Source organism: Glutamicibacter sp. M10 (assembly GCF_025452055.1).
Classification (GTDB): domain Bacteria; phylum Actinomycetota; class Actinomycetes; order Actinomycetales; family Micrococcaceae; genus Glutamicibacter.
On the sequence record NZ_CP104918.1, the window covers coordinates 585,552 to 597,849 of the forward strand.

The 12,298-nt window shown below is 54.8% G+C and carries 10 protein-coding genes and 1 pseudogene; all 11 read left to right on the forward strand.

Annotation, left to right across the window (positions count from 1 at the left end):
• The first annotated feature begins 17 nt into the window (after nucleotides 1–17).
• The 11 genes and pseudogenes from N6V40_RS02900 (at nucleotide 18) to rplI (ending at nucleotide 12,145) form a co-directional block, all read left to right on the forward strand.
• Complete coding sequence (locus N6V40_RS02900; RefSeq protein ID WP_262198916.1) at nucleotides 18–2,108, forward strand: acyltransferase family protein; 2,091 nt, start codon at nucleotides 18–20, stop codon at nucleotides 2,106–2,108.
• Nucleotides 2,109–2,456: 348 nt separating this feature from the next.
• On the forward strand, nucleotides 2,457–3,872 hold the full coding sequence (locus N6V40_RS02905; RefSeq protein WP_262198918.1) for an FAD-binding oxidoreductase: 1,416 nt from the start codon (nucleotides 2,457–2,459) through the stop codon (nucleotides 3,870–3,872).
• A gap of 40 nt (nucleotides 3,873–3,912) precedes the next feature.
• A pseudogene (locus N6V40_RS02910) lies at nucleotides 3,913–5,555 on the forward strand (ABC transporter substrate-binding protein).
• Nucleotides 5,552–6,523 (forward strand): ABC transporter permease, encoded by a 972-nt coding sequence (locus N6V40_RS02915; protein ID WP_242632522.1) that lies wholly within the window; start codon nucleotides 5,552–5,554, stop codon nucleotides 6,521–6,523. Before N6V40_RS02910 ends, N6V40_RS02915 begins: the two are co-directional and overlap by 4 nt.
• A complete protein-coding gene (locus N6V40_RS02920; protein WP_262198921.1) occupies nucleotides 6,520–7,371 on the forward strand; it encodes an ABC transporter permease in 852 nt (283 codons plus the stop codon). Before N6V40_RS02915 ends, N6V40_RS02920 begins: the two co-directional genes overlap by 4 nt.
• A 4-nt stretch (nucleotides 7,372–7,375) precedes the next feature.
• The gene (locus N6V40_RS02925; RefSeq protein WP_262198923.1) at nucleotides 7,376–9,058 is read left to right on the forward strand and encodes a dipeptide ABC transporter ATP-binding protein; all 1,683 of its coding nucleotides are present in this window, start codon (nucleotides 7,376–7,378) and stop codon (nucleotides 9,056–9,058) included.
• Nucleotides 9,055–10,248, forward strand: a complete 1,194-nt coding sequence (locus N6V40_RS02930; RefSeq protein WP_131089617.1) for an aminotransferase-like domain-containing protein — start codon at nucleotides 9,055–9,057, stop codon at nucleotides 10,246–10,248. The genes N6V40_RS02925 and N6V40_RS02930 overlap by 4 nt, the downstream gene beginning before the upstream one ends.
• A 187-nt stretch (nucleotides 10,249–10,435) precedes the next feature.
• Entirely contained in the window at nucleotides 10,436–10,732 is a 297-nt protein-coding gene (gene rpsF / locus N6V40_RS02935) for a 30S ribosomal protein S6 (RefSeq protein WP_060703203.1), read from the forward strand.
• Between the two features lie 54 nt (nucleotides 10,733–10,786).
• Nucleotides 10,787–11,365, forward strand: a complete 579-nt coding sequence (locus N6V40_RS02940) for a single-stranded DNA-binding protein (protein ID WP_131089616.1) — start codon at nucleotides 10,787–10,789, stop codon at nucleotides 11,363–11,365.
• Between the two features lie 61 nt (nucleotides 11,366–11,426).
• A complete protein-coding gene (gene rpsR / locus N6V40_RS02945) occupies nucleotides 11,427–11,666 on the forward strand; it encodes a 30S ribosomal protein S18 (RefSeq protein WP_013350683.1) in 240 nt (79 codons plus the stop codon).
• 20 nt (nucleotides 11,667–11,686) lie between these two features.
• Nucleotides 11,687–12,145, forward strand: coding sequence for a 50S ribosomal protein L9 (gene rplI / locus N6V40_RS02950; RefSeq protein ID WP_131089615.1), 459 nt, complete (start codon nucleotides 11,687–11,689; stop codon nucleotides 12,143–12,145).
• Nucleotides 12,146–12,298: the final 153 nt, after the last annotated feature.

A 12,298-nucleotide genomic window follows, 5' to 3' on the forward strand; every position in this document is an offset into this window, starting at 1 on the left:
TGGTCAGATCGAACAATATGAGTTCGAATTCCGTGCAGGTCAAAAATTTCAGACCAGAAATCCAAGCACTCCGTGCGCCGGCAGTCCTGCTAGTGGTTGCCTACCATCTGGAGCCCAACGTGGTCCCGGGCGGCTATATCGGCGTAGACATCTTCTTTGTCATTTCTGGTTTTCTGATTACCTCCCACCTGTTGCGCGAAGCCGAACGTAGCGGACGAGTGAAACTGTCGGCGTTTTTTGCCGGTAGAGCTCGACGCATCCTGCCCGCCGCCATGCTGGTGATTCTCGTCGTTGTGGCGGCCGGGGTCATGATCCTGCCGAAGACCCAGTGGGGCACACTGGGTACCCAGGCATTGGCCTCAGCCTTCTCCGTGCAGAACTGGGTGCTGGCCGCTGATTCTGTTGACTATCTGGCCGCCGAACAAGCGGCAGGACCGCTGCAACACTTCTGGTCCCTTGGAGTTGAAGAACAGTTCTATCTGTTCTGGCCATTGTTGATCTTGGCGGTGTGCTGGCTGGTTAAGCCCAACCTTCCCGGATCACATTCGGATCAATTTGCCACTCGCCGCAGATGGCTGTGGATGGTCTTTGGGACGGTGGCACTCTTATCCCTGGGGTACTCGGTGTACGCCGGATACTCGGGGGACGCCGCCGGGTACTTCCTGACCACCACCCGAATCTGGGAGTTGGCCATTGGCGGGTTGCTGGCGTTGGGTGCGCAAGCACATGCCAAAGATGCCCTTCGTCTGCCACGATGGGTCACCGCTTGGTCCACACGGAATCTGGCGGTACTACTATCGCTGATGGCCATCGGTATCGCCGCCTTTAGTTATGACGGCGCAACGGTCTTCCCCGGCATTGCAGCAGCCGTGCCAGTGCTGGGCTGTGCGGTAATCATTGCCGCCGGCAGTACCCGTGGCCCAGGTTCTTTGCACCAGCTCGTGAATTGGGCGCCGGTGCAGTGGGTTGGTCTCGCCTCGTATTCGCTTTATCTCTGGCACTGGCCACTGATCGTTTTTTACACCGAACTCTCCGGTGGCAAACCAAAACCCTTGCAATCCCTTGCGCTGTTGGCTGGGTCCCTGATCTTGGCATGGGGGAGCCTAAAAATCGTGGAAACTCCGATGCGCCGACTTCGCTTCTTGGCAGTTTCTCCGAGACGGTCATTGGTCGCCGGGGTGGCCATGGTTGCTGTGGCCGCTTCGGTGGCACTACTTCCTGGCCTGGCTCAAGAACGCATGGTTCAACAGGAGTCGCGCGTGGCAGCAGCACTGGCCGAGAAACCTCCCGAGGGTTTTGGCGCAGCATCCCTGTCGCACGGTGCTCCTGCCTTTATCACCGATGAGCACCAAGTAGTCCCGGTTCCCGCGGAAGCCGCCAATGACCTGCCTGACATCGGTAGTTGTGTGCAGAATCCACAGTCGACGCAGATCAAAGAATGCGAGTTCGGGAGCAAGGACGGGACCTTCACCGTGGCGTTGGTGGGAGACTCGCACGCGGCTCACTGGTTCGAAGCGCTGAACGACTACGCACTGAGTAAGGGGTGGAAAGTAGTCACTTACCTGAAGAACTCTTGTCCCTTTAACGCTGCTCAACGCAAAGCCGATCAAGACGGAAGCATTAACTGCCAAGAGACCTTTGAGCAGAGTATGGATGCGCTGACCAAGCGGAACGACATCGACGCGGTAGTGACCTCAAGCTGGGGTGGATCCACCTTTGTTTCTGATCCAGCAAAGGGTTTAGCTGCCGCCTGGGCTGAACTCGAGGACGCCGGAAAGCCGGTTTACGCAATCGTTGATACTCCGCGGCCTCCGAAAGATTCCTACGCCAGGGACTGCGTGGAGCAAAACATTAACAACCCGCAAGCCTGCTCGTTCCCGCAAAAGGGCGCCTACGAAAAGGGCGATGCCACCAAGGCCGCTGCCAAACTGGAACCGCGAGTGAAAGTCTTGGACTTCAGCGACCAGTTCTGCGTGAACGGCACCTGCCCAGCGGTGGTTGGCAACGTCCTGATCTACCGGGATAAGCACCACATCAGCGACACCTACATGAGCACACTGGTGCCGGTATTTGGGCAACGACTGCAACGAGCCATCGACTCCAAATAGGTAGTCCAGCCACAGCTGCGACATGCTTCAAGCCCCAAGAAACGTGCACCACCACTAGATCTGAATGCTGAGCTCAATCATTGGCCAGAGGCTAAAAATCGGCCAACCACGACGGCTAACACGCAACAGGAAACTTGTGAAGACTGGAGAAATAGCTCGTTGATTAGTACGTAAAGCAACGAAGTATATGTCGTTTTGTTGACCTGAGACTCCGTCTCATTCACGACATAGAGTCGATTCGTGACCTTGTAATGAGCTCTAGCATCGTCGCCGGTCATAAAGGCATCATTGGAAATTTCGATCATCAATACTCGGTGGAAAGCAAACAGTTTCCATCGGAGTCCAACATTGAGCCACGTAATTTTCGAGATTGACCAACAGGCGGGCCAAAAGTTCCGCGACGAGCTTTTGACCCATGACTCAGAAATTGAGGTTGTGGCAGGATCAGCAGCGACTGTTCCTTATCTCCACGACCGAACCGCGGATCCCACGCGTTCAGATCATCCTGAACAAGGACCCACAGTCGTTTTCCCAACCTCGGCATCGCAGGTGCAAACAATTGTCGTAGCGGCTGCGAAGCACGGGTTAAGCGTCGTTCCGCGCGGTGCAGGAACGGGGCTGTCTGGCGGTGCCAGTGCCACTGAATCACAAGTTGTATTGAGCACTGAAAAGCTTAATCAGATCATCGAGATCTCAGCTGCTGACGGTGTCGCTGTTGTTGAACCGGGAGTCCTGAATGGGGATCTGAACCGAGTCTTGGAACCGTTGGGATTGTTCTACGCCCCGGATCCTGCCAGTGCCGCCATCTCCTCCATCGGCGGAAATATCGCTACCAACGCCGGCGGGATGCGTTGCGCCAAATATGGGGTGACCCGCCAGTCCGTGCTGTCTTTGCAGGTAGTGCTCGCAGATGGTTCGTTGATCTCCATCGGGCACCGCTCGCTGAAAGGTGTCACCGGGCTTGACCTAGTCTCTTTGTTTGTCGGCTCAGAAGGAACCCTGGGAATTGTTGTTCAGGCGACCGTTCGGATCCTCCCGATCCCTGTCGCTCGTAGAACCCTTAGTCTCTTTTTTGATCAGACCCTTGATGCTGCCCGAGCCGTGGAACTGATCAAAACCTCCACGGTTCAGCCAGCAGTCCTTGAACTTATTGACGGTCCAAGTCTGGCGGCAATCGATGAGCATTCAGGCAGCTCGTTGCGTCAGAACGGGGCCGGACTGTTGCTCGTTGAGCTGGACGGCTACGGAATTGATGAGCAGGTTCGCGACTTACGAAAGATTGTCCTTCACTTGGGTGGCCGACTCAACGAGGTCAGCGATGAAGAAGGACAAGAGCTCTGGGAGCTGCGCCGTTCTGGTCGAGGATTCCCCACGCATAAGTGGCATATCGGAGAAGATATCGCCGTTCCGTCATCCAAGCTGGCTGACATTTTCGAGTTCTTCCCTGAAATTGAACGCCAATTTGGGGTGAGCGTCTCCGCGGTAGCCCATGCCGGTGACGGAAATCTACATCCGCTTCTTACCCAAAACCGCGACGAGGCCGACATCTCCAACCAGGCCCCGCCATCACTTGCACAGGCTGCCAATGCCTTGGTCAAAAAGACGCTGGAGCTAGGCGGAACGATCACCGGCGAACACGGTGTAGGCAACGTCAAGCTGCACTGGTCCGAATGGGAACTCGCCGAACGCGTCCGCAGTCTTCAGTTTGACCTCAAACATGTCTTGGACCCTTCGTCCCTGTTCAACCCCGGCAAAGCACTCTAACTTTCATCTCACTCACACACTTGATCCAAGGATTTTTACTATGAACTCACCTATCGTTAAGCGGCGCAGTTTCCTCACCGGAACCGGCGCACTGGCAGCATTGGCAATACTCACCGCCTGCGGCAACAAACCTGACGTTGAATCGACTGGGTCAACATCCCCAGTTCGTGGCGGAGCGCTAACCTTCCTGATCCAAGGCTTTGACGCTGGATGGATCTCTAGCAAAACTTCAATCTCCAGCTACGAAGGCAACCTGTGGGGGCACCTGACGGACAAGCTTGTCTATGTCAATGAAAAGGGTGACGTGAACCCGTGGATTGCTGAAAGTTGGGATGAAAATTCGGATGCTACCGAATTTGTTCTACATCTAAAGAAAGGCGTGACATTCTCCGACGGCACCGCGGTGGATGCGAAGGCAGTAGTCGAAAACATCAATGCGTGGGCCGTGGGAGATGCTGATCGGGGTATCGCCAAGGTCGGATTGTTCCCATCGGCCAGTTTTGAATCGGCCAAAGCTACGGATGCAGCCACTGTTAAGGTCCGCTTCTCTTCGTCGACCCTAGGATTTATTGCAACCCTGGGCTACCACGGTTGCATCTTACTTGCGCCGGCCACGCTGAAGAGCAGCACCGAAGAACAAGCAGATCTTGCCAAGAATATTGGTTCTGGACCATTTATGCTCAAGAGCTGGCAACAGGGAGAAAGCTACGTCCTGCAGCGTCGCGAGGACTACGCCTGGGGACCCAAAGCCCTCGGATATTCGGGCCCAGCCTATCTAGATACCCTGACCTACAAGGTGGTTCGGGACGCTTCGGTTCGTACCTCCACGGTTTTGTCGGGCCAAGCCGATGTTTCCTTCAATGTTGAACCTCAGGAAATTGATTCGCTCATCTCTCAGGGCTTCTCAGTTTCCACTCCGCGTTACTTGGGATTCGTCGATGGCTTCCAAGTAAATACTCAAACCTTCCCGACCAACCAAGCCAGCGTACGTCAGGCGCTTCAGCACGGTATCGACCGCCAAGAGATTCTCTCCACGATTTATACCCAGGACTGGCAAGCGGCTTCGACGTTTATTCAGGGCACTGTTCCCGAGGCAGGCGACTTTGCTGACCACTTCAACTTCGACCTGAAAAAGCAACCGACGGTCTAGAAAAAGATGGTTGGACGTTGGAATCTGATGGATTCAGGCATAAAGATGGAAAGCTTCTTGAGATCACTATCGCTGCAAATCCTTATGTCCCATCAGATAAGGCGATGGATGAGCTGATTGCTCAGCAACTACAACGGGTGGGCATCAAGCTAAATCTGAAGGTCATTGATGTTGCCAACTATTCAGCGTGGCAGAACAACGAGCCACCTTTGCTTCACACCTCTCGTAGTTTTGTTGACGTCGGTACTGTCGCGGGGATCCTGACTAACCGGAATGGCGGCGAGGACTGGTTCAAGCTTGGAGACAGCGACGAAAAGCTCAACAAGCTCTCCGACCAGATTGCCCAGGCCAAAAACCGTAAAGACCGGGCAAAGGTAGCTAACGAACTACAGAAGTATGTTTTGGATCAGGCGTACTTCATTCCGCTGGTCCAGCTTGTTCAGCGGCTCTACTTGAGCAGCCCAAAGGTCCAAGGTATTCAGTACAACGGTCTGGCCTACGCGAACTTCTACACTGCATGGGTTACACAGTGAGCGTGCGGTTATCTGGTTATCGAAATCTGGTGCTTAGCCGCTTGGGGCAGGGAGTTCTTGTCATCTTCCTGGCCTATGTGCTGAGTTTTATTGTTGTGTCCGTGCTGCCTGGGGACGCAATCACCAACGCGTTGCACGACCCGCAGTCTGGGCTCAGTGAGGAAGACATTGCTCGTATCGTGGCGTTTTACGGGCTGGATAAGCCCGTGCTGATCCAGCTGTTGCTGGCCTTGGGCCGCTTTGTCACCGGCGACTTGGGGATTTCTTTGCAATCCGGTTTGCCGGTAACGGATCTTGTCTTTGACGCGTTGCCTTCAACGACGTTCTTAGCCTTGACCGCGTTGATATTAGCGCTCGTTCTTGCCGTGGCGATTGCTGTAGGGGTGCATTTACTACCTTCGGGCGCCGCAGGAATTTTACGATCCGTTCCCTCATTTTTCCTCTCGGTTCCGAACTTCGTCATAGGGCTGGTGCTGATCAGTGTTTTTGGATTTACCTTGCACACATTCACCATCACCGAACCGAATGCTCCAGTTGCGACCTTCTTTGCTGCGCTCACCCTGGCAATTCCGGTCAGCGCACCGTTAGCCGAAGTGTTGATTTCGAGTCTTGATGTTGAAGCACGTCAGGACTACGCATTGGTCGCTCGATCCCGAGGATTGAGTCGAGTAAATGTCTTCGCCCAGCATCTGCTTAAGCCTTCAGCCTTACCCTCAGTGACCATGGTGGCGCTGCTCATTGGTGAGCTGTTGGGAGGAGCGGTGATCACCGAAACGATCTTCGGACGTAACGGTGTGGGCACTTTGGTGCAGCGATCAGTGGGAGCCGGTGACCAGCCAGTCTTGCTTGCGGTTGTGGTGCTTTCTGCCGTGGTTTTTGTGCTGGTGAACCTGATTGCTGATTTGAGTGTTCCGCTGCTGGATCCAAGAACCTCCGTTACCAAGAAGAAGAAAGCGGTAGTTTCATGACTGGGATTGTTCAGCTTCAAACAGCTTTGGAAACTAAGAGCACACCCTCCGGCAATCGAAGCTCACTACCGGTCAGCGTTCTGCTGTCCTTTGCGGTGATTGTTTTTGTGGTGCTCTTCTCCGCATTCCCGTCCCTCTTTACCTCGCATAGTCCGGAGCTGGGGGATACCTCAGCGAAACTAGTGTCGCCCGGATTGCACCATTGGTTCGGAACCGACTACCTGGGCCGAGATGTCTTCACCCGAGTCGTTTATGGGTCGCTTCCATCGGTTAGTAGCGCACTGGCTGCGGTGATCATTGGGTTGGTTGTTGGGAGCGGGATTGGACTTCTAGCGGGCTTCCTTGGTGGATGGGTTGACTCCGCCTTGGGACGAATTGTTGACGTGCTTTTGGCAATCCCCGGATTCCTTCTGGCCGTTGTCATTGTCAGTTCGCTCGGCTTTCAGACCATCAATGCAGCCATTGCCACCGGTGTTTCGGCCATCGCAGTCTTTGGCCGACTGATGCGCGCAGAAGTCATCAAGATTCGCGGTGCCGCCTTTGTGGAGTCCTCATTCCTCTCTGGTGGAAACCGGTTACAGGCGCTGATTTTTCATGTGCTCCCCAATGCAGGGCGTTCAGTTTTAGTTCTGGCGATCTTGCAATTTGGAACCTCCATCATGGTGATCGCCTCACTAGCGTTCCTTGGTTATGGTGACCCACCGCCGTCCTCAGACTGGGGACTACTCGTAGCTTCAGGCAAGGAATATCCCACCGCTCCATGGCTGATTTACGCCCCAGCTGCAGTCATCGTGGCCACGGTGTTATCGGTCAATCGAATCAGTCGTTGGCTCAAGAAAGTGAGATAAGGACATGGTCAATCAAAGTCATACCGAGTCAGAGGACCTCTTGCTACAGGTCGATGGCCTGAACGTTTGGTACGGCTCGAACCAGGTTGTTCGGGATGTACATTTTCAGCTACGGCGAGGTCAGGCGCTGACATTGATCGGTGAGTCTGGTTCTGGGAAATCAACGATTACCAAGGCCATTTTGGGGTTGCTTCCGGAAGGTCTCGGCCACGCGGAAGGTCAGGCTATTTTTGAGGGGCAGAACTTACTAAAGCTGTCTCAACGTGGCCTACGCCAGTTCCGTGGCACCGAATTGGGTTACATTCCACAGGATCCTGGCACGGCACTTAACGCGGTGCGAACTATCGGATCGCAGGCTCATGAAGCAGCGAGCCTGACTGGCGTGACGGATAACAAAGAGCAGCGGCAACTTATTCTTCAAGCTTTTGAACAGGTAGGTCTGCCGGAACCACAACGTGTTTATGACTCATACCCGCATCAGCTCTCGGGTGGCATGCTGCAGCGGGTGCTGATCGCACTGACGGTGCTGCCTAGGCCTGCACTGATTGTTGCTGATGAACCAACTTCGGCGCTGGATGTGACGGTACAGAAAACCATCTTGGATCTTCTTGATGAGTTGCGTACTTCTTTGAATATTGGGCTTCTGCTGATTACCCATGATCTAGCGCTTGCAGCACAGCGCACGGATCATCTGGTTGTACTTCGACAGGGTCAGGTTCAGGAATCTGGCACCTCCTCACAGATCTTTGAAAATCCTCAAACCGAATACGCGAGGAAATTGCTCGCAGATGTTCCGTCACTCAATACCGAGCGTTATCGAGATGCTCGTGGGCCCTTAAACGACTCAAGTGCGCACAAGAAAGATGCGATCTACGTTGAAGACGTAGTACGACACTTTGGCCACTCCGCTGAATTGGTGAAGGCCGTTGACGGGGTCAGTTTTGAGGTCAAACGGGGCAGTACCCATGCGTTGGTAGGTGAGTCGGGGTCCGGTAAGACCACCACGGTACGGATGATCGTGGGGTTGGAAACTCCTACTGCCGGCAGGATTTTCTTATCCGGGCAGGATCTAACTAAGCGCAGTACCAAAGATTGGCGCGAAGCCAGGCGCCAACTGCAATTGGTCTACCAGAACCCGTTTGCCTCACTTGACCCGGCCTGGTCGGTAGCCAAGATCATCGCAGAACCATTGGCCCGGCTGAAATATGGATCGCGGGCGCAGCAGAAGGTAAGAGTACGCGAGGTTCTGGCAGAAGTCGGGCTGGATGAATCTTTCCTTTCCCGCCGTCCAGCCCAACTCTCCGGAGGGCAACGCCAGCGTGTGGCCATTGCTCGAGCGCTGAGCCTGCGTCCTGAGATTCTCGTGCTGGATGAACCAACCTCAGCTCTGGATGTTAGCGTTCAGGCGGACATTCTTGACCTGCTAGCAGTTTTGCAGCGCGAACACTCGTTGACCTACTTGTTTGTCTCCCACGACCTAGCTTTGGTTCGTCAGGTGGCAGACACGGTATCGGTCATGCGTCGTGGAGTTGTTGTGGAAAGCGGAACGACGCAGAAGATCTTTGAGAATCCAGAACATAGCTATACCCAAACCCTTATTTCCTCCGTTCCTAGTTCACGTGGTGATGTCACCCAAGGTGTCCAGGAACAGAGCCCAAGCCACATTTACGCAGGAGCCATCGCATGACAACCGCTACCGCACTACCTGCCTCGGAACTCGTTGGACGGTTCTCCAAACCGCAAGGTTTTGGTGATGCGACCCTGCGCAGTCCTCGCGCTGATTCCATCGAACTCTTAGGTGGCATTCCTGACCCTCACGTTCTTCCTGTGGCCCAGTTGGCTGCCGCCACGGAACGTGTGCTGTTCAGATCCGGAGTCCCAGCACTGCAGTATTCAAGAACGGAGGGAATAGCCGAACTTCGCCAGTGGATAGCTGCTCGCGAAGGGGTTGCGGTTGATCGCATTATCATCACCAATGGAGGGTTCCACGGCTTGTCGCTGGCTATCCAGGCACTGATCAATCCGGGAGATCTTGTTGCCGTAGACAACCCGATATTTCCACTTTTCCTGCGCGGATTGGAACTGGCTACTACCAACATCCTGCCGATTCCGGTAGGGGCCGCAGGACTAGATCTGGACGCATTGGAAAGCCAACTGCGCGCTGGCGCACGGCCAAAGGCGCTCTATACAGTGCCAGACTTCCACAACCCAACGCAGGGCTCACTTTCGCAGGCGGACCGGCAACGACTTGTTGACTTGGCCGCCCACTATGGCTTTGTGCTCTTGGCCGATAACCCATACCGCGAGCTTTACTTTGGGTCAGCAGGTGCATCACACCGAGAATTTAATGACTCTGAAAACGTCATTCACATCAACACCTTCACCAAGACGCTTGGCCCGGGATTGCGTTTAGGTTGGCTTGTGGTGCCGAACTGGCTGAAGTCAGATATTTCCGCGTTGCGAAGCCGGCAAGATTCTCACTCCTCAACGTTGGTGCAAAGTATCGTTGCGGAGGCGTTGACCAGCGATGAGACTCTATTTGATGCAACCCTCGACAAGGCGCGAGCCACCTATGGCAACAGAGCTCAGATTCTCGCAACGGCCATCGAGGTCGAGACCCAGGGAGGACTGGAAGTACAAATTCCGGACGGAGGACTGTTCCTATGGCCCCGAATCGCCAGTGATCGGATCGATCCCGCTAAGCTCTCAGAATCCGCGAAAAGCCATGGTGTGGACTACCAGCAAGGTGCCTTCTTCCCCAGCGGACCGGGCACCGACGCTGCACGGCATCTCAGGCTCTCCTTTGGCCACGTCTCCGAAGAAAATCTCAAAGAGGGCGCTCGCCGGATTGGTTTGGCGTTTAAGGAGCAAAGCTAAAACCCGGAGAAAGTCAGCCTTGTCATGATGTGCACCACCATGACTACAGCTCAGAGCAACTCTGGGCTAAACTAGATAAGTCTGTGCAACCGCATGCCCGAATGTTGGGTGTCTGGTGCTCAGATAACGCAAGAACCTCCTGTTGCGGAAATACCGCGACCGTTTAGCCCAAAGGAGGTGGGTTCACATGCGTGCTTATGAACTTATGGTCCTCATTGATCCAGAGGTCGATGACCGCACCGTAGAGCCAACCATCGAGAAGTACCTCGAGGTTGTCCGCTCCAACGGTGGCACTATCGAAAAGGTTGATGTCTGGGGACGTCGCAAGATGTCTTACGAGATCAAGAAGAAAGCAGAAGCCACCTACGTAGTGGTGAACTACACCGCAGAACCAGCAGCTTCGGCTGAGCTTGAGCGTCAGCTTAAGATCAACGAACTGATCCTGCGCCACAAGGTCACCCGCCCGGAAGAGGCTCGCGTTTAATTACGCCAAACCTTCAGTCGTAAGAAATAACGTTCAATCTTTTAAGGAGAGTCAATGGCAGGCGAGACTGTTATTACCGTTATCGGAAACCTGACCGCCGATCCGGAGCTGCGTTTCACGCCGTCCGGCTCAGCCGTAGCGAACTTTACGATCGCTTCGACTCCTCGCACCTTTGACCGCCAGTCCAATGAATGGAAGGACGGGGAAGCCCTGTTCTTGCGTGCATCGGTTTGGCGCGAGGCTGCAGAGAACGTTGCTGAAACGCTGACCAAGGGCATGCGAGTCATGGCTCAGGGTCGTTTGCGTTCACGTTCTTACGACACCAAGGAAGGCGAACGTCGCACCGTAATGGAGCTTGAAGTCGATGAAATCGGCCCATCACTCCGTTTTGCGTCCGCCAAGGTTACCCGTACCCAGCGCTCCGGCGGTGGCAACGGTGGCTTCGGCAATGCCAATGGTGGCGGTGGAGGATTCTCCAACGCACCACAGCAAGGTGCCCCAGCGCAGCAGCCGCGTCAGCAGCAGCCGCAACAGGGTGGTGGCTGGAACGCTCCAGCCGCTGACCCATGGAGCACCGGCGGAAACAACGGTGGCGGCTGGGGTAACCCAGGCGCAGACGAACCACCTTTCTAAAAATTATTTATTCACCATCCCGCAGATCACTCTGCGGGCTCCAAACCTAAGGAGCTCCACGATGGCTAAGGCTGAAATCCGTAAGCCCAAACCAAAGTCCAATCCATTGAAGGCCGCTGACATCACCGTCATCGACTACAAGGACACTGCATTGCTGCGCAAGTTCATCTCTGACCGTGGAAAGATCCGCGCTCGTCGAGTGACCGGCGTTTCCGTTCAGGAACAGCGCAAGATCGCACAGGCAATCAAGAACGCACGTGAAGTAGCCTTGCTACCTTACTCCGGCGCAGGCCGCGGCTAAGGAAGAGGGGATATAACATCATGGCAAAGATCATTTTGACTCACGAAGTATCCGGTCTCGGTGCTGCTGGCGATATTGTTGAGGTAAAGAACGGCTACGCCCGTAACTACCTTCTGCCACGCGGTTTCGCAATCGTCTGGACCCAGGGCGGTGAAAAGCAGGTGGAGTCGATCAAGGCTGCGCGTGCTGCTCGCGCCGTTGCAAACCTTGAGGATGCTCAGGCAATTGCAGCTAAGCTGAAGTCCCAGCCGGTTAAGATCACCATCAAGGCTGGTTCTAACGGACGCCTATTCGGCACCGTCAAGACCACCGATATCGCTGACGCCGTTGAGGCAGCCGGTCTGGGTAAGATCGACAAGCGCAACATCGAGGTCAACGACCACATCAAGTCGACTGGCAACTACACCGCAACCGTTCGCGTTCACGCTGACGTTGTTGCAAACCTGCGTCTGCAGGTTGTTGCTGCCGCAAAGAAGTAAGTCTTTTAGACTCACCTTCTGATCAACAGGTGGCGTGCATTCCTTAGGGAATGTACGCCACCTGTTGGCGTTTAATACAGTGTTCTGGCGTGTTTGCTCTGCGAAGTAGTTCAGTCTAGGCAAATGTCGCCCATGCGCGAGCTCCGAGCTTTC